Origin of the sequence: Glycomyces sp. NPDC046736 (genome assembly GCF_040645615.1) — a bacterium.
Taxonomy (GTDB): Bacteria; Actinomycetota; Actinomycetes; order Mycobacteriales; family Micromonosporaceae; genus Glycomyces.
The window spans coordinates 114,377-132,296 of the sequence record NZ_JBEYYO010000015.1 but is presented as its reverse complement, the minus strand read 5'-3'; the positions used below and the strand labels follow the sequence as shown (position 1 = coordinate 132,296).

Below are 17,920 nucleotides of genomic sequence, written 5' to 3'. Positions count from 1 at the left end.
GTGGTGGCCCTCATCGCGGCCGGTCGACCAAAGCCAGGAAGACCCGGAAGTTCGGCACGTGGCTGACCGGCACCGCCGCGCCCATGAGCTTCCCTTCGGACTTGACGGTGATCGTCCCGTCGTGGACCTTCACCTTCGAGAGCTGGTTCCACGGAACCTGCTTACCGTTGATCACCGCGCCCTGCGGGCCGACCGCGACCGGCCCGAACGGGACGGTGTTCCCCGCAGCCAGCGCGGCCTCGGCCTGCGGGAGGCGGGTCCGCGTGATGCGATCCTCGATCGCCGCGCCCCACACCTCGGGGTACATGAACGACGCGGTGCGCACGATCCCGCCAGGGGCGTTGAAGTCGACGTTGTTGGCCAGCATCGCCAGCGGGTCGTCGCCCCGGTCGCCGAGGATCACCACGGGCAGGCCGCGGCGCAGCAACGTGTACGTATACGTGTGGACACTCCCGGCGACGCTGCGGTGGTCGATCCCGCGCCGCAGCAGCTCGGTGTCGTCCCACCGGTACGCCAGCGCCGCGCCTTCGTGGGTGCGGACCACGAGGCCATCGTCGAACAGGTGCAGTTGGGCGGTGCTCTGCCCGGCCTTGGAGGCGCGCAGGAGCCGGATCAGGGCGATGACCAGGACCCCGACGAAGAAGGCCACGAAGATCACCCCGAACGAGGTCGAAAGCAAGCCGGTTGCGGCGAACAGCGCGAGCACGAGGCCGAGCATGATCAAGGGGACGATGTACGCGACGCCGATCTTCTTGACCGGCAGCTGCCTCGGGAGGTAGACCTCCCGCCAGGTGCCGAGTTTCGCCTGCCAGGCCGCTTGGCCGACGACCGGGTCCGGTCCCGCCTGCGTCTCGTACATGAGGTCTCCTCTCGCGTTTCGGCCGCTGCGGCCGCACCGGGGCGATGCTCGCCGGGCCGATCCCGGATCGGTCATGAATCGGCCATCGCCCATGGTGACAGGAGGCGATTCGTGGGGCGCGGGAGTGTGCCCGTGTGGGGCGAAACGGGGCTCAGGGACCTGAGGCGGCGTTATATTCAGGCCTCCAGTGCCCGAACGCCGCACCGGCTTGCGGCCCTGACCTGCGAGGACGCCGATGGCCGAGGCCGCGACCGAGACACCGCCCGCCGCGAAGCTGGCCTATTGGACGCTCACCTCGATGGTGGTCGGCTCCATGGTCGGCGCGGGCGTGTTCTCGCTGCCGGGCCGCTTCGCCCAGGAGACCGGCGTCGCGGGCGCGCTCATCTCGTGGGCGATCGCGGGCACGGGCATGCTCATGCTCGCGTTCGTGTTCCAGCGCCTCGCGCTGCGCCGCCCCGACCTGGACGCAGGCGTATACGCATACGCGAAGGCCGGGTTCGGCGAATACCCCGGGTTCTTCTCCGCGTTCGGGTACTGGGCGTCCGCGTGCGTGGGCAACGTGACGTACTGGGTCCTCATCATGTCCACCGCCGGGGCCCTGATCCCCGCGCTCGGCGCGGGCGACACGGTCCTGGCGATCGTGCTCTCCTCGGCCGGGCTGTGGGGGTTCTTCCTCCTCATCCGGCAGGGCGTCAAGGAGGCGGCGGCGATCAACCGGATCGTCACGGTCGCCAAGCTGATCCCCATCGGCGTGTTCATCCTCCTGGCGCTGTTCCTGCTCGACCCGGCCGTGTTCGCCGAGAATTGGGGCGGCGACGACTACGCGGGCTCGCTGTTCAGCCAGATCCGCGGCACCATGCTGGTCACGGTGTTCGTGTTCCTCGGGGTCGAGGGCGCGAGCGTCTACTCGCGGCACGCGCGGCGGCGCGAGGACGTGGGCCGGGCGACCGTCACCGGTTTCCTGTCGGTGTTCGCGATCTTCGCTTCGGTGACGATCGTGTCCTACGGGGTCATGCCGATGGACCAGATCGCCGAGCTGCGGCAGCCGTCGATGGCCGGGGTCCTGGAGCACGCGGTCGGCACCTGGGGGATGGTGTTCGTCAGCGTCGGGCTGATCGTGTCGGTGCTCGGCGCGTACCTGGCGTGGACGCTCATGGCCGCCGAGGTGCTGTTCGTGGCCGCGAAGGACAAGGACATGCCGCGGTTCTTGGGGCGGGCCGCGAAGGGCGACGTACCGGTCCCGGCCTTGATCCTCACCACCGCGCTCAGCCAGCTGTTCTTGGTCGTCACCTATTTCTCCTCTGACGCGTTCAACTTCGCGCTCGACCTCACCAGTGCCTTGACGCTCATCCCGTTCCTGCTCGCGGCCTTGTTCGCGATCAAGGTCGCCTCGGGCCACGGCGGGGTCCCTCGCGGGTCCCGAGCCGAATTGACGATCGCGGTGATCGCCACCGTCTACACGGCGTTCCTGCTGTTCGCGGCCGGTCTGAAGTTCGTGCTGGTGTCGCTCATCGTGTACGCGCCGGCCACGATCCTGTTCGTCATGGCCCGCCGGGAGCAGGGCCGTCGCCTGTTCAGTCCGCGAGAGGCGGTGCTGCTGGCGGTCTCGATCATCGGGGCCGCGATCGGCGTGGCCGCCCTGGTGGCCGGGTGGATCAGCATCTGAGAGTTGGGGGAGCACGATGACCGATGCGGGGACTACTGCGGGGCAGTCCGAGGCGAGCGCGTACGGCGTGCACTCGGAGGTGGGGCGGCTGCGGAAGGTCCTGGTGTGCAGGCCGGGACTGGCGCATCGGCGCCTGACGCCCACGAACGCCGAGGGGCTGCTGTTCGACGACGTGATGTGGGTCGAGAACGCGCAGCGGGACCACGCGGACTTCGTGAACAAGATGCGCACCAGAGGCATTGAAGTGGTCGAGCTGCACGATCTCTTGGCGGCCACGATGTCCGATCCGGCGGCCCGGTCGTGGCTGTTGGACCGCAAGATCACCGCGAACGAGGTGGGCCTGGGCCTCATCGACCCCACCCGGGAGTACCTCGAATCACTGAGCCCGGCAGAGCTGACCGAGCACCTCATCGGCGGACTGTCTACTACGGAGCTTCCGGAGGACCTGCGTCCGTCCTATATCGAACTCGCTCGCGAGTCGACCGGGGCTCGGGAGTATTTGATGCCTCCGCTGCCGAACACGTTGTACACCAGGGACACCACGTGCTGGCTCTACGGCGGGCTCACGTTGAATCCGCTGTTCTGGCCCGCGCGGCACGACGAGACGCTCCTGATGAAGGCGATCTACACCTTCCACCCCGAGTACACGGGCGCGAACGTGTGGTGGGGCGACCCGGACGAGCACTGGGGGCAGGCCACGTTCGAGGGCGGCGACATCATGCCCGTGGGCAACGGCGTGGTGCTCATGGGGATGAGCGAGCGCACCTCGCGGCAGGCGATCACGCAGGTCGCGCGCGCTTTGTTCGACCGAGGCGCGGCCGAGCGGGTGATCGTGGCGGGCATGCCGAAGCTGCGGGCGGCGATGCACCTGGACACGGTGTTCACGTTCGCCGACCGCGACGTGGTCACGTTGTACCCCAAGATCATGGACGCGGTGCGCACGTTCACGCTCCGCCCCGCCGACCGCGAGCCACGCCTGGCCCTGACCGATCACGGGTCTGCGCCCTTTGTGGACGTCGTGGCCGAAGCCTTGGGCCTGCCCGCGCTGCGGGTGATCGAGACCGGCGGCGACGAGTACGCCTCCGAACGGCAGCAATGGGACTCGGGCAACAACGCCGTGGCCCTGGAGCCGGGCGTGGTCATGACCTACGACCGCAACACCCAGACCAACACCATGCTCCGCAAGGCCGGGATCGAGGTCATCACCATCGTCGGCGCTGAACTCGGACGCGGACGCGGCGGCGGACACTGCATGACCTGCCCGATCATCCGCGACGCCGTGGATTTCTAGGTAGGGACTACTGCGCCTCGGCCTGCGGATCGGCCGATTGTCGAGCAGCGCTGACGAACGTTCGGCGCAGCAGGAACGCGAAGTGCTCGCGGACCGCCTCGGCGTCCCACTCGGCCTCCTGGTGCAGGGCCTCGAACAGGTCGGTGGAGATCAGCGCCCAGAGCATCTCGACAGCCCGATCTACTGTCCAATGAGGATCGAGAAGACCGGCTTCGGACAAGCCCTCGACGATGGCGCGACAGCTCTCCAGCTGCCGCCCGGAGACGTTGCGGCGGTAGGCCTCCACGTCCGGATCTGCATGACGGGTGTATCGCACCGCCCGGTCCACCGCCAGTACTTGAAGGTGCACCCGCGCCAGATGCGCCGCCCACTCCTCGAGCGCCTCGACCGGATCGTCTCTAGCCCATACGCGTTCGAGCGACTCCTCCAGGCCCTGCTCCTCGATCACATAGTCGTGGAGCGCCGGGATCAGCTCGGCGCGCGAGGCGAAGTGCAGGTATACGGCCCGGCGCGAGACCCCCGCGCGGTCGGCCACGGCGTTCATGGTCAGCCCCGCGAAGCCTTCGTTCTCCACGATCTCGGCGATGGCGGCCAGAAGAGCGCTGCGAGTGCGGCGACCGCGCGAGTTCTGCGGAGCGGTGGCGGGACTCACGGCGTCACCTCGACATCCTCATTGAAACTTCTCATGTTGTGTAGTTTACTAAGTGCACATCATGTGAAGTTACTGAAGGAGGAGATTCCCGTGAACCGCCCCGCTCACAACAGCCGCAGCGACACAGCATCCCCGGCGAACCGCTGGTCGATCGTCGTCGCCGCCGGTCTGATCCTGTTCATGGTCCAGCTCGACGCCTTCACCGTCGCCACGGTCATGCCCGTCATCACCGACGACCTCCAGACCACCCCCGCGATCGCCCAATGGGCGATGCTCGGCTTCACCCTCCCGGCGATCGCGCTGGTCATCCCCGTCGGCGGCTGGCTCGGACGAGTCGGGAGACGCCCCGCGCTCCTCATGTCGGTGGCCGGATTCGCCGCGACCGGCGTACTCGTCGCCGCCGCGCCGGGAGTCGAATGGCTCATCACCGGACGCGTCCTGCAAGGCGCGTTCGCCGCGATCACGTTCGTGCTCATGCCGCTCATCGCCGCCGAGGCCGTGGCCCCCGCGCTGCGGGGACGCGCGATGGGCCTGGTGTTCGCGCTCGGCCCGATCGGCGGGATCACCGGGCCGCTCTTGGGTGGACTCTTGGCCGAGCAGTTCGGTTGGCGCGCAGCGTTTCTGCTGAACCTCCCGGTCGCCGTCGCGGTGCTCGTCCTCGGACGGCGCATGCCACGCACGCTGCCGCTGCGCGGACCATCGAAGAGCACGCTGGTCGAGACCGTATACCTGCTCATCGCCTTCACTCCCCTGCTCATTGCTTTGACGCTCGCCGTCGAGCTCCACCCGGCCTGGCTTGCCTTGGCGCTCTTGGGCGTGGTCGGGTTCGTGAAGTGCCTGCGGACCGGTTCGGGTGCTGAGGTCCGCCAGATGATGCGCATCAAGGCCGCGCGGGGTTCGCTGTGGGCGTTGTGGGCGCAGACGGCGGTGCAGGGCACGCTGCTCATGCTGGTGCCGTTCTTCTTGGCCCGGGAGCTCGCGCTTCCTGCTGCGAAGCTAGGGATTCCGACGATGGTCATGGCCGCCACCACCGCCGCGACGAGTTTCGTCGCCGGATGGCTCACCGACCGCTGGGGTGCGGCCCGCACCACCTTTGTTGGCCTGGCGTTCATCGCCTTGGCGACTGTGAACCTGCTGCCACTCAATCCTGAGTGGACGATGTTTGATTTGTTGTGGCGCATTGGCCTCGTCGGTGTCGGCGTCGGCCTGTTCGGCGGCGCGCAGACCGCGATGACGTTGGAAGCGACTCCAGAGCGCCTCGCCGCCACCGCGTCAGGCGCGATGAGCCTGTTCCGCCAGACCGCGATCGCTGCGGCCCCGTCGCTGGCGACGCTCGGATGGGGCCTGTCGGGCTACTCCCTCGACGGCATGCGCCTGGTCCTCATCGCAGCCGCCGCAATCGGGTTCCTGGGTCTGATCCCGCTCCTGACCCCGACTACCAAGAAATCCAACCGAGAACTCATCCCAGCCGCCTGAACGAACCCGGTTTTCCCGTGTTGCGGTGGGGAAACCGGGTTCGTTCCTGTTGCCGCGCATGGTAGAACCCCGGAATGGCAGACACTGACAAGGGCGTCGACACGGTCCGCCTCACCCGCTGACGGCAGCCGATCGAGCCCCGGTCGGTGTGGGGCTGGGTTCGGGCGGCGGCGACAACGGGGTGAGGGGTTGTGCGGGCCGTTCTCGGGGCCGGGCCGGTTTGAGTCGGTGTTCAGGCGGCAGCGACGAAGAGGTGGAGGGCGGTGCGGGCTGTTTGTCGTGGCTAGGCCCGATCGGGGCTGGGTTCAGGCGGCGGCGACAACGGGGTGAGGGGTTGGTGCGGGTTGTTGTCGTTGCCGGGCCCGATCGGTTTGGGGTTCGGGCTGGCGGCGACGGTGGCTGGTGGGGGTGTGGTCGGGGTGGGTTGCCGTGGCCTGGCTGGTGCCGGTGAGGGTTTGCCCGGCGGCGGCGGTCAGGATGGCGGTGGCGGTGGCGGTGGCGGGCAGGATGACCGTGTCGGTTGCCGTTGCCGTGTCGGTTGCGGTCGGGGTGGCGGTGGGCATGGTGGAAGTGCCGGTCGCGGTTCCCTGGTGGGTGGCCGTGTCGGACATGCTGATGGTCGTGGTGTGCTGCATCGGTGTTCACCTCCTTCCGCTTCCTCGTGACCCGGGTTCGTGATGCCGGGTTTGACCGGTGGTGGCCTTCGCTTTTCGAGGCCATGCTGCCTCGGCCCTCGGCCTTTCGGCGTCGCGCCCACACTTCCTCGGGCCCGGTGCCTTTCGGCCCTGGCCCATCCTGCGTCAGGCCCTCGGCCTTCCGGCCTTGCGCCCATGCCGTTTCGGCTTTTCACCTTCGCGGTGTCAAGCCATGCCGAGTCGGACCTTCGGCCTTCCGGCGTCGCGCCCACACTTCCTCAGGCCCTGACCTGTCGGTTTCGTGCCCATGCCTTCGGTGGCCCTCGCCTTTCGGTGTGGGCCGGTGCACGGCGTGCGTGGGGTGTTGCGGTGTCCTTGTCTCTGTGGCAAGGCCGTAGCAACTGCCCGTGGCATCGTCGTGGTCGTCTCGAGTGGTCTGGCCCGGGAGTGGATACCCGGTGAGGGAGTGTCGTGCTCCCTTGCCAGTCCTAACCGCCTCGATACGGTGTGCCTCGTTCCAACGACACTGCCTCCTGGCCAGGGTGATCCCGACCAAGTGATCTCCGGGCCCTCCCTGATCCCATGTCCCGCTCTGAGACAAGCTGCCGGAAGCGACCCAAACCCGATCATACGAAGGATTGAACACGACCCACCCCCGGAAAGTCCGGGAGCGCGAGATGGTCGGCTCGATCTTCGCCGAAGTGACGAGCGGGCCAGAGGCTTGGCTTAGTCTGCTTGCACCCAACACGCCACCCGTACGAAAACCATGTCCCTGTACGTACACCAATCATCCCACCCACCACACGTATTGTCATCACCCACAGGGGTACACACCACTCACGTTCACGCCCGAACCCCAAGCGCCGCAAGCACATCCGGACCCCGCCGCCACCAACCAACCCCCACCGACCACCCGGCTCGTCGTCGCTGCCGCCTTTGACCTTCACCCACCACACACCCGAACGCCACCAACCGGCCCCGCCCAGCCACCCGCCTCGTCGTCGCTGCCGCCTTTGACCTTCACCCACCGCCCACCCCAAGGTCGAGCGCAGACCCCGACCACGCGGCGCGGTGGCGGTGATCGGAGGCCCTGTAGGTCTCGCGTATCTCTGATACCGCCGTCGTCGCAGGGCCTCAGCTGGTTCGGTGTTGGTTGGCGCGCTTGCGCTAGGCGGCTCGGCGACGCACTGCTGCGGCGCCTGGCTGACCGAGTCGGCCTGAGGCGGAAGCCACCGGCGCAGGTCCATCGGGCGCGGGCGGAGAAAAGCACTTCGCAAGACGTCTCGAATCTCTGATGACATGGGAAAGACCCACCACGGCATGGCCGCTACCAGCGGAGACGGAAGCACGGAGCCAGGACCCACACCCCACCGACCCGCCGTAGAAAGGAGCGTAAAGCGGCCGCCACCAGGCGAGCGAGACCACTTGGCGCCCACCGCGACGACACCGCAGTCCGGCAGCCCCTCATATGGTCGATGACAAACCGGGAGAACCCAGACCACAACGCAAACCACAATGGCCACAGACGGATTGAGGTTAGGGTTACGCCGCAATAGCATTCGTCCTATACCGTCAGGGGATGAGTGGTGGTTTCGAAGCGTTCCTGCAAGTGGTCGGGGTCGCCGCGGGCGTGGCGGGCGCCTGGTACGCCTTCAAGCAGTACCGATTGAGTTCGACTTCAGAACGCCATGAGAACCGAAGTGGCCCTTCAGGAGTCCAGACCTTCGTTAGCGAACGGCATACCAGCCGGGGAGAGCAGATCGGCGCGCTCCTATACGGCGGATTCGGCGCATTGGGACTCCTGTGGGTGCTGCTGGCGGAGGACGACTTCGAGGATGGCGGCCATCGCGTCTTCGTCGGGATCGTCATGGGCGCATTTCTCATGGCCGGGATGTTCCTGCTGGAACGGTCGGAGGCACCGTTCACGATCGAACTCTCCGACCGGCACCTCACGGTCCGCCAGGTCTACCGGCAACCTCGTGAACTGCGGATTGCCTGGGACCGAGTCGACCACTTCGCCGACCTGTACCAGGACAGCCAGCGGCGAGAGCTCATCGCGGTACTCCCGGCGGACAGCGGGTACCTGCCGGAGCTGCCGCAGAACCGGTACTCGAAGGGAGACGGCGGATACGTATTGTGCGACTTCACGAAGGTCAGGCCCTCGAAGAACGCCTTCCGGGAAGCGGTAACCCGGTACTCGGGCTTGGAAGTCCGGTAGCCGAACACCTGACACAGCACAACCCAAAGCCGGTCTGAGTTCATCGGCCGTACTGGCGGACGAACTCGGCTTCGGGTTGGCCCGGGGGGAGGCTGGAGGAGGCTTCCATGATGGTGCCCGAGTCGCCGATGAGGAAGATCGTTCGGCCGATTCGGATGGTGCTGATGTCTTCTGGGGCAATGTCGCCCGAGGCGGGGCGGGGGAAGATCGTCCAGCCGATTTCGAATCGTTCCGCCACCAGGTCGGCGGTCGGATAGTCGGGATACTTCTCGCGCGCATACTCCCTGACCCGGTCGATCGCGGCTTGCTCATTCATCTTGGAACCCTTTCATGGCACGCCATGATCACAGATGCTCACGTACCGTGAGAAGTTGAACATCGCCAGCCGAAACTAGGAGTAGCGATGCCCACCCCCGCGACCGCATGCCGGTTGGAGGATCCCTAGAAAATATCCGGTTCGAATCAGACACAGATCCGGAATCTGTTGTGGGAAAGCGACAATCAGTGTCCGATTCGGTGATCGGAGGCTGGTGACGGCATTGGAGACTGGCCCCATGACCACCACATCAAGGGCCTCGGGCGTGGGCCACCGCATCGCCTGGATAACCGGACCGCTCACCATCGCGCTTGTCACGGCAGGAATCCTCAACGACTTCATCGGCACGATGGACTCGGCGATCAGCCTGATCGCGCACTTCGCCGCCCTCTGGTCGGCCGTGGCCACGGCCCTCCTCGCCGGAAGCCGTGCCCTGAAGCGGACCGCCTTGATCCTCGCGCCGATCTGCTGGTTCCTCACCTTCTACGCCTGGTTCGGCTACATGTGGACCGGTTCAGACCTCGCCTGGAGCGAGCACGTCCTCACCCCGATCTTCATCGTCGTCATGGCGATGCCGCCGTGCTGGCTGCTCTTGGCGGTCTGGAGACCGTCGCGACCGGGAGTTGACTCGTTCCTCGCCGAGGCGGGCGCGCTGGTGCTCCTCGCGATGGTGCTGTTTGTCCTCACGATGTACATCAGCAGCACCGTCGATCCCGCATCGCCGGTCGGCGCGCTCGCGGCGCTCTACGCGGCGGCCGCCGTGCTGGTGGTGCTCGCGGCATGGCGCCGAGCCGGCCGTCGGGTCGCATACGGTTTCGTCGCGCTGCTGTTCGCGGCCCTCGCGGCGGGCAGCCCGTGGCTGTTCCACAGTGAGGACCCGGACGTCAACCCGCCCGGCTTCATCGGCATCGAAGTGTTCGCGCCGGGCGCGATCGCAGCAGGGGTCGTCGCCGTGGTCCTCCAGGTCGCCTGGACGGCGGCACGGAAACGGAGCGGCGCCGGGCGCGCCGGGGACTGAAAGCGGCGGTTCTTGGTGAGCCCACGGTGGGGTTGGGTTGGGGTAGCGTGACTGTGGGTCGCGTTCGGTTCGGGGCGTTGGCTTTCAGGGTGAGGGATTGGGGTTTGGTGTGGCGAATGTTGATGAGTTCTCGAATGCGATTCTCGCTGTGGGGGAGGCGATTTCGCAGGCGGATGCTGCTGGGGCGGCTGCGGTGCAGACTGGGGAGGAGTTGACCGGGCAGTTTCAGATGCTCGGGATCGAGGACAAGACCGCGCAGACGCAGGCGGTTAAGGACGGGATCGAGCAGGTGCGGGCGATGTTGCAGGCCGCGAAGGATGCGGCGGAGAACCTGGCGGCGCAGGCGCAGGCGCTCAAGGGTTAAGGGCCCGGGCGGTGTCGAGCGTTGAGGACGTGATCGGGTCGATCGACTCGAATCTCGGGGACGCTGCTGAGTTGCAGGCGCGGTTGCAGGCCGTAAGGGCTGAGGTCGCCGGGCTGGTGGGGCAGTTGCAGGAGCTGGGGGCGGACGCGAAGGCGTCTGCCGCCCAGGCTTGTGTGCAGTTGTTGGAGACCGAGGCGGCGGGGTTTCTTGCGAGTATGGAGCATCAGCTCGGTGAGGCCAGGACGATGATGCTCGCGGTCAAGGGCGGGTAGGCGTGTCCAGTGCGAGCGAGGCTGCGGGGGCGATTGATGGGTTGCGCCAGCATGCCAGCGAGTTGGCCGGGAAGGTTAATTCGTCGAAAGGGCAGGCCGAGGCGATGGCCGGTGCCCTGGAGGGAATCGGAGCCGAGGACAAGTCCAGGCAAGTGAGTGAGGTCGCCAACAAGCTCGAAGCGGCTGAAGCCAGCAGGGCGGGTTTCGAAGGGACACTGGCGAAGGCTCATTTTGTGATGCTGTCAGTGATGCACGGGAATATGGGTCCGGCCGTGCCCGGCTCGGGCGTGATCGTGCCGCACACCTCGGTGGACGCGGACGGCGCACCAACGGTCGGCCTGGACGCGATCCCGCCTCAGCTCAGGCAGGACGCGAAGCCGAGCGGCGAAGAGCTGATGGGCATCGACCCGAAGCTCGGCTTCCTCGACAAGGAGCACGAGAACGCCAACACCGACCAGGGGATGAGCAAGTTCCGTCGCGGCGCACGGAACGTGGCTCGGAACGCCCAGGATTATTCGGATGCGGTCAAGGAACTCACGAAGCCTGCCACGACCGAGATGACCGAAGCCTTCCAGCCGCCCGAGACTTACCCCGTAGTAGGAACGGCCGAGCCCGCCGCAACCTTCACGGCACTACCTCAAACACACTTCGACGGCCAGAACGCGGTCGGTAACCTCGTAGTCGTGGCCGTACTCGTGACCGAGGTCATCGCACGGAGAATGAAAGACTGGAGAGCCAAGACATGACGCTTAACCCGCTGTTCCGCGAGACGATGAGGGCGGCCGCGCTCGGCAAGAGCGACGAGGCCAATCGACTTTACGACCAGATCCCCGAGCCCGAGATCTCGCACTACAACATGTTCATCGTGGCCTTCTTCGCCGTGTGCCTCGAGGTCCGATTCAAAGATGACCAGAGCTTCACCGCGATCAAGCAGTTCGCTACCGAAATGCAGTATGACTACCGGAATGCCGAACCGCCGGTCAAGCAGCTTGTCATCGAGGGCATCATCCGGGCGATGATGGGCGAGGAGGACCTCATCCAGGAAATCTCCCCGGCCGATCAGCACCGCACGCAACTCCTGGCAATCCGGAAGATCGTCGCTCAGTCTCCTGAAATGCAGATCGACCTGGCGCCGTTCCTTGCCGATGCCGAAGGCCTTGCTGCGCAATGGGCTCAGGCCGAGTAGCGGGATGGCCGATTACGAGCTCTTCCAGTCGGTCGTGAAGGCCCTCGCCTTCGGCGAGGGCGCGAAGGCCCGGGAGCTCATCGAGCAGGTCGCGGACAGCGAGCAGCGCGAGTATGCGGTGTACATTGCCGCGGCGTTCTCGGAGCTCGCATGCGAGTACTTCGACAAGGATCACGGGCTGGTCGCGATCAAGGAGTTCGCTGATGAGATGGCCTTCGCTTACCGCAGCGCCACTCCGCCGGTTCGCTCGATCGCGATGGAGATATTGATCCGCGCGATCTTCGATGATGACCAATCGCTCGATGAGGTCACTCCTAAGGAGCAGTTGCGACTCCAAATCATGTCGCTTCGCATGATCGTTCACAAGTCCCCGGAGATCTACGCCCAGCTTGACCAGCACCTCGCCGACGCTCAATCCCTCGCGATCGAGTGGCTGAGCGGCGAAGATCCGTAGGACAACCGCGACAGCTGATCGCGGCAAAGTAAGGGACCCAGGCCCTTGGCCTGGGTCCCTTACTTTTTGGACGCGTTGTGGATCACTGTGCGTCGTAAGTTGACAGCGGGCGGTTCCTGAGTCATCATCGGACACAGGCCTTCGATTTCGCAAGTGGGGCTTTTTGTTACGTGTCGAACGGAGATTTTTACGACGCATCCGCAATTCATCGAATTCATTCGATAAGTCAGAATAATTAAGCGCCGCCCGGTGGCCTCTTGCTACCAACACGATCCCACCGGGCGGCTTAACACCAGAAGGAGTACTTCTGTGTCGTCACCGACGATACGCTATTCCGGCGTACCTGAAAACAGCCATTCCCCTGAGAATCGCGCTACATCCACGGCGGACTTCGAGTCTGACACCGCCGCATACTCCACCGCTCAACGTGCAAGCGCCTCCACTGGTAGCTCTTCGAGCCGCATCGTCGATCTGACCGAGCGACTTCGCAGGCGCGCAACCCAAGCCAACGAACTGACCAGCGCCTCCGCGTCCCACTCCGCCCCCGGCTCCCCGGACTTCCCCGGCTCCTCGGGCTCTCTCGACTCCCCCGGCTCTTCCTCCGACCCTGCCCGCGACTCCCCCGACCCCATGACACCCGGCGCGTACCGGTACCAAACCCATCCCGACCAGTGCGATCTCGACGCACCCGAGTCCGACCCGTCCCACCCGCGCTACGAACCAGACCACCTGCGCCACAAGCCGGGCGACGACTGGATCATCGACTCTGACCGTCCCTACGACGTCCTCGACCCCGGCCCGTACGGCTCCCCCGGCTGGTTCCCCGACAAACGCACCGGCCGCCACCGGCGCGGCGAGCTCCCCGATCCCATCCCTCGGCGCGAAATCGACGCCGACCCCGAAAAAGCCGAATGGGCCGCCCGCGCCGAAGCCCTCCACAACCGCCGCACCGGCACCAACCAGCACCGCAACCAGGACCGCGACCAGAGCCGGGACCAGCACGACGACCAAGACCGCGACCGTGGCCATGACCGAGGCCGCGACCAGGACCGGGGCCAGCCCAGCGACCAAGACCGCAAACAAGGCCGTGGCCAAGACCGGGGCCAGCGCCGCGATCGGGACCGTGACCGTGGCCAGCTCCGCGATCGGCGCCGCGACCGGAGCCGAAACCACGATTCCGGCTCGGGCGCGGGTTCCGGCTCCGGCAACGCTCACGGCCCCAGGGTGTCCGGCGAGTCCAATCGCCCAACCAACCGGCCCCGACCCGATTCCGGCTCAGGCTTCGACTCCGGTTCCAGCTCCGGTTCGGGCTCGGGTTCCGGTTCCGGCTCGGGCTTCGACTCCGGCTCCGGTTCCGGCTCGGGCTTCGACTCCGGCTCCGGTTCCGGCTCGGGCTTCGACTCCGGCTCGGGCTCCGGTTCCTTCCGCGGATACTCCCGCTCGGCCGATACCCCCGGCGGCACCCCCCGCTCCCCCGAACCCGAAGCGCCGCACTACTTCGGGAAGCTCCGGGAAGACGCCTGGAACCGCTTCATCGACAAGTCCGCCGAGTTGGCCGCCGCACACCGAACCTGCCCGAGCACGATCGACCGCCAGGTCCTCGGCGCCGAAGGCGGACCGGTGATCGGCCGCCTCGCTCGCCTCGCAAGAACCGTGAAGCGGGCATTCAAGAAGCCCGCGCCACAAGCGCCCTCGCCGCGACTCGGCCAGCCCACCAACCACGCGGCGGCCCTCGCCGCGTCAACCCCGAGCCCCGTCCCGCGCCCGCGCGAATCGGCGGAGCAACCGCGCGAATCGCCGGGGCGGCCGCGCGAGTCAGCGACCCTCGCCGCACCGGCCCCAAGCCCCGTCCCGCCGAGCGAATCGGCGGAGCAACCACGCAAGTCAGCGGACCGGCCGCGCGAATCGGCAGAGCGGCAGCGCAAGTCGGCGGTGCGGCCATGCGAGTCGGCCGACCGGACCTCACCGCTCCCAAGTCCCGTCCCGCCGAGCGAGTCAGCGGACCGGACCGCGACCGCCGCACCGACCTCGCGCCCCGTCCCTCAGCCACACAAGTCGGCGGTGCGGCCACGCAAGTCGGCCGACCGGACCACATCAACCTCGAGTACCGTCCCGCCGAGCGAGTCGGCGGAGCGGCCACGCGAGTCCGCCAACCGGGCCGCACCGACCCAGCGCCCTGTCCCGACCCCCGTCCCGAGCCCCGTCTCGCGACCGCACAAGTCAACGGACCGGACCGCACCGACCTCGCGCCCCTTCCCCCAGCGGCGATCGGCGGACCGGTCCGCCACCGCCACCCGCACCGCCCGCTTCGCGCAGGCACTACACGGCGCGCAGCGCGCCCGCGTCGAAACCGCAGGTCCCATCAGCGGTGCGGCATGGGCCGAAGCCGCACCGCACCACACCGCGCCTCCGCAGGCGCCCGCGCTCGCGCCTGCACACGCGCTCGCTTCACTCAAGCGCTGCGCGGCGCGCAGCGCGCCCGCATCGAATCCACCCGTCCCATCGGCGGTGCCGCATGGATCTAGCCCGGTTCGCACCACACCGCGCCCCCGCACGCGCCCGCGCTCGCTTCACTCAAGCCCTGCGCGGCGCGCAGCGGACCCGCGTCGAAACCACCCGTCCCATCGGCGGTGCCGCATGGATCTAGCCCGGTTCGCACCACACCGCGCCCCCGCACGCGCCCCCGCACGCGCCCCCGCACGCGCACGCACCCGCACCCGCACCCGCTTCGCGCAGGCACTACGCGGCGCGCAGCGAGCCCGCGTCGAATCTACCCATCTGACCGGCGGTGCCGCATGGGCCTAGGCCGCTCTGCACCACACCGCGCCCGCGCTCGATACGCCAAGGCGCTCAAGGAGATCCCACTACCAGTCCGCTCGTTTACCGGAGTCGACCCGTCCTCGGTCACCGTCATCGGCGAAACCGAGATCAGCGACCGAACACTCCACTTCGGAGTCATTACCCAGATCCCACGGCTGTGGATCCTCGCGCCCGGGCACGTGCCGCCGGTCGTCGGATTCCTCACCGGCCTCAGACCCGAACTCGACTCCGAACCCGACTCCGCCCAAGGCACCTCCCGCATCGACCTCCACATCACCGAACTCGACCACCTCGACTGGGCCAGCCACCCCGGCCGCGCCGCTCGCATCAAACGCGAAGCGCTCGCCGCCTGGACCGCCGCCCACCGCACCTGCGAAGGATAGGACCCAACACCATGAGCGACAACCGAACCGGCCCGAGTGCCGACCCGAATACCGTCACCCAGACCGACTCCCAACCCGACACCCAAACCCACGCCCAACCCGACACCGCAAACGCCGCTCCGCAGCAAGCTGCCCCACAACAACAAGCCGCCCCACAACAAACAGCCCCCGCCGACCCACAACCCACCGCCCGCGAAACCCACACCGCGCTCTTCCGCGCCCACGCCACCGCCCGCCTCCGCGGCGACACCGCCGAGGCGCTCAAGCTCGCCGCCCAGATCGGAGAAGCCCAGCGCATCTCGCACCACGTCTTCCTGATCGCCCTGTTCACCCAGGCCGTCTACGACGAGTTCGGCGACCGCCCCGACCCCGACGACCTCGCCGCCCTCACCGAACGCCTCCATCGCCGCCACCGCCACCAGCCGCAGCGCCGCAACCCAAGCCACTCCGACTCTGACCCCGGCCCTGCCCTTGCCGCCGCCACCGCTCCCGCCCCGGGGTTCGCGGCCGCTCCCATCACCGGGTTCGCCACCGTCTCCGACACCGACACCGCCACCGCCTCTGCCAACGCCCCCGGGTTCGTGGCGATCCGCGCCGAAGCGCTCGTTCGCGCCGTCTGCGGCGAATCCCAATGGTTCAACGAGATCCCACTCGCCGAGCAGCCCGGCTACATGTGGGCGGTGATGAACGAACTCATCGACCCGTCCATCACCGACACCGAACTGGCCCAACGTTTCTCGGACGCCGACGAACTCAGGACCGAGATCTTTCGCACGGCGGGCGAAGCCATCACAGCCGCGACTGGAACCGAGGAGTCCGCATGACCCCCGAGCAACGTCAACGCGAACACCTCACCTACCTCATCACCGGAGACCTCACCGCCGCCGCTGACCTCCGCGAGCAGTTCGCCGACCACAGCCGCACCTCCGCCGCCGAGCACGTGCGGGCCGCGGCCGCGGTCTGCCTCGAGTTCCGGTTCGGGCCCGGCGCGGGGCGGGGAGCGGGCGCGATCGACCGGGACGAGCTGGCCGCGTTCATGTCCGAGATCCGGCAGTCCAATCACGACATAAAGCCGTCGTTGGACCTCCTCGCGGTCGAGGCGGCCGTCCGGTCGCTCTACGGGGAACCGCACCTGGTCGAGTCGCCCGGCATCGACGTGTTCGGCGACGCGTTCGCCAGCGCGTTCTACACGGCCCTGCGCCACCAGGTCCGGGCCCATCCGTGGCTGGCGGCGAACCCAGGGTACGTCGTCGACCGGGCCAGGCAGCTCATGATGTTCTGGCTCCTCGGTTGATCCACCTGGGCTGACCGTCAGTCACGTTTTCGGGTTCGGGTGCGTCATATGGTCACATGAGTGACTGAAGGGGAGCGGACATGAGCGACGACCAGTGGCTGGCGCGGCGGTTCGAGGCGGACCGGGGGCGGCTCGTGGCGGTGGCGTTTCGGATGCTCGGGTCCTCGGGCGAGGCCGAGGACGCAGTGCAAGAGGCCTGGTTCCGCCTGGCCGCCAGCGACACCGACGCGATCGAGAACCTGAGCGGGTGGCTGACCACAGTGGTGGGACGCGTCTGCCTCGACCAGTTGCGGCGCCGCAAGATCCGTGCCGAGCAGCCGATCCCCGAATACGGCGAGCCCGCGCCGCTGCCGGACGCGGTGCCGCCGGTCGACCCGGAGAACGAAGCGCTCATGGCCGACTCGGTCGGGCTCGCGCTGCTCGTGGTCCTGGAGACGCTCGATCCGGCCGAGCGGCTCGCGTTCGTGCTGCACGACATGTTCGCCGTCCCGTTCGACGAGATCGCGCAGATCATCGACCGAACCCCGGTCGCCGCAAGGAAACTCGCCAGCCGGGCGCGGGCTCGGATCCGGGGCACGGACGAGACGCCTCGTCGGGATGTGTCGCGGCAGCGAGCGGTGGTCGAGGCGTTCCAGGCCGCCGCTCAGGGCGGGGACTTCGACGCTCTGGTGGCGGTGCTCGATCCCGAGGTCACGGCCCGGACCGACGGCGGCACGGTCGGCCCGATCCTCCGCGGCGCGGCGCAGATCGCGGGCAGCGCGATCACGTTCGCCGCATTCGGCGGCGAAGGCGAGATGATGCTGGTCGACGGGCGGATCGCGATCGTGGCCGCGCCGACGGACCTGCCGACGCGGATGCTCGTGTTCACCATCGAAGGCGACCGGATCACCGCCCTCGAAGGGATCACGAACGCCGACCATCTCGCGGGCCGGGCGCTGTCGCTCCTGGAGGCCTGAGGAGACATCTATCGATTCTCGATCGGAATCTATTGACTTTCGATAGAAACCGATCGAGAA

At 67.5% G+C, this 17,920-nt stretch carries 18 protein-coding genes; 14 read left to right on the top strand and 4 right to left on the bottom strand.

Annotation, left to right across the window (positions count from 1 at the left end):
- Window positions 1–10 precede the first annotated feature (10 nt).
- Window positions 11–859 (bottom strand): SoxR reducing system RseC family protein, encoded by an 849-nt coding sequence (locus AB0B28_RS16030; RefSeq protein ID WP_360121441.1) that lies wholly within the window; start codon window positions 857–859, stop codon window positions 11–13.
- Window positions 860–1,094: 235 nt separating this feature from the next.
- On the opposite strand from AB0B28_RS16030, the gene AB0B28_RS16025 reads away from it, so the two are divergent.
- Together AB0B28_RS16025 and arcA are read left to right on the top strand one after the other, a co-directional pair.
- Entirely contained in the window at window positions 1,095–2,525 is a 1,431-nt protein-coding gene (locus tag AB0B28_RS16025) for a basic amino acid/polyamine antiporter (protein WP_360121439.1), read from the top strand.
- A gap of 16 nt (window positions 2,526–2,541) precedes the next feature.
- The gene (arcA, locus tag AB0B28_RS16020) at window positions 2,542–3,816 is read left to right on the top strand and encodes an arginine deiminase (protein WP_360121437.1); all 1,275 of its coding nucleotides are present in this window, start codon (window positions 2,542–2,544) and stop codon (window positions 3,814–3,816) included.
- Between the two features lie 7 nt (window positions 3,817–3,823).
- On the opposite strand, the gene AB0B28_RS16015 is transcribed toward arcA, so the two are convergent.
- A complete protein-coding gene (locus AB0B28_RS16015) occupies window positions 3,824–4,468 on the bottom strand; it encodes a TetR family transcriptional regulator (RefSeq protein WP_360121435.1) in 645 nt (214 codons plus the stop codon).
- Window positions 4,469–4,558: 90 nt separating this feature from the next.
- Between AB0B28_RS16015 and AB0B28_RS16010 the strand changes: the two genes are divergently transcribed.
- On the top strand, window positions 4,559–5,944 hold the full coding sequence (locus AB0B28_RS16010) for an MFS transporter (protein ID WP_360121433.1): 1,386 nt from the start codon (window positions 4,559–4,561) through the stop codon (window positions 5,942–5,944).
- Window positions 5,945–6,249: 305 nt separating this feature from the next.
- On the opposite strand, the gene AB0B28_RS16005 is transcribed toward AB0B28_RS16010, so the two are convergent.
- A complete protein-coding gene (locus AB0B28_RS16005; protein ID WP_360121431.1) occupies window positions 6,250–6,579 on the bottom strand; it encodes a hypothetical protein in 330 nt (109 codons plus the stop codon).
- Between the two features lie 1,579 nt (window positions 6,580–8,158).
- Between AB0B28_RS16005 and AB0B28_RS16000 the strand changes: the two genes are divergently transcribed.
- Window positions 8,159–8,797, top strand: coding sequence for a hypothetical protein (locus AB0B28_RS16000; protein WP_360121429.1), 639 nt, complete (start codon window positions 8,159–8,161; stop codon window positions 8,795–8,797).
- Window positions 8,798–8,837: 40 nt separating this feature from the next.
- Here AB0B28_RS16000 and AB0B28_RS15995 read toward each other — a convergent pair whose 3' ends face one another.
- Window positions 8,838–9,113, bottom strand: a complete 276-nt coding sequence (locus tag AB0B28_RS15995; RefSeq protein ID WP_360121428.1) for a hypothetical protein — start codon at window positions 9,111–9,113, stop codon at window positions 8,838–8,840.
- Between the two features lie 238 nt (window positions 9,114–9,351).
- On the opposite strand from AB0B28_RS15995, the gene AB0B28_RS15990 reads away from it, so the two are divergent.
- The 10 genes from AB0B28_RS15990 to AB0B28_RS15945 all read left to right on the top strand — a co-directional run bounded on the left by AB0B28_RS15990 (window position 9,352) and on the right by AB0B28_RS15945 (window position 17,860).
- A complete protein-coding gene (locus AB0B28_RS15990) occupies window positions 9,352–10,131 on the top strand; it encodes a hypothetical protein (RefSeq protein WP_360121426.1) in 780 nt (259 codons plus the stop codon).
- 109 nt (window positions 10,132–10,240) lie between these two features.
- Window positions 10,241–10,495, top strand: a complete 255-nt coding sequence (locus AB0B28_RS15985) for a hypothetical protein (protein ID WP_360121424.1) — start codon at window positions 10,241–10,243, stop codon at window positions 10,493–10,495.
- 11 nt (window positions 10,496–10,506) lie between these two features.
- Window positions 10,507–10,767 (top strand): hypothetical protein, encoded by a 261-nt coding sequence (locus tag AB0B28_RS15980; protein ID WP_360121422.1) that lies wholly within the window; start codon window positions 10,507–10,509, stop codon window positions 10,765–10,767.
- A gap of 2 nt (window positions 10,768–10,769) precedes the next feature.
- Window positions 10,770–11,513, top strand: coding sequence for a hypothetical protein (locus AB0B28_RS15975; RefSeq protein WP_360121421.1), 744 nt, complete (start codon window positions 10,770–10,772; stop codon window positions 11,511–11,513).
- Window positions 11,510–11,953, top strand: coding sequence for a hypothetical protein (locus AB0B28_RS15970; protein ID WP_360121419.1), 444 nt, complete (start codon window positions 11,510–11,512; stop codon window positions 11,951–11,953). Before AB0B28_RS15975 ends, AB0B28_RS15970 begins: the two co-directional genes overlap by 4 nt.
- Before the next feature lie 4 nt (window positions 11,954–11,957).
- On the top strand, window positions 11,958–12,407 hold the full coding sequence (locus tag AB0B28_RS15965; RefSeq protein ID WP_360121417.1) for a hypothetical protein: 450 nt from the start codon (window positions 11,958–11,960) through the stop codon (window positions 12,405–12,407).
- Between the two features lie 2,795 nt (window positions 12,408–15,202).
- Complete coding sequence (locus tag AB0B28_RS15960) at window positions 15,203–15,610, top strand: hypothetical protein (RefSeq protein ID WP_360121415.1); 408 nt, start codon at window positions 15,203–15,205, stop codon at window positions 15,608–15,610.
- 11 nt (window positions 15,611–15,621) lie between these two features.
- Window positions 15,622–16,434 carry a hypothetical protein gene (locus AB0B28_RS15955; RefSeq protein ID WP_360121413.1) on the top strand — a complete coding sequence of 271 codons (813 nt, stop codon included), beginning with the start codon at window positions 15,622–15,624 and terminating at the stop codon, window positions 16,432–16,434.
- On the top strand, window positions 16,431–16,904 hold the full coding sequence (locus AB0B28_RS15950) for a hypothetical protein (protein WP_360121411.1): 474 nt from the start codon (window positions 16,431–16,433) through the stop codon (window positions 16,902–16,904). Before AB0B28_RS15955 ends, AB0B28_RS15950 begins: the two co-directional genes overlap by 4 nt.
- Window positions 16,905–16,984: 80 nt before the next feature.
- Entirely contained in the window at window positions 16,985–17,860 is an 876-nt protein-coding gene (locus AB0B28_RS15945; protein WP_360121409.1) for a sigma-70 family RNA polymerase sigma factor, read from the top strand.
- Window positions 17,861–17,920: the final 60 nt, after the last annotated feature.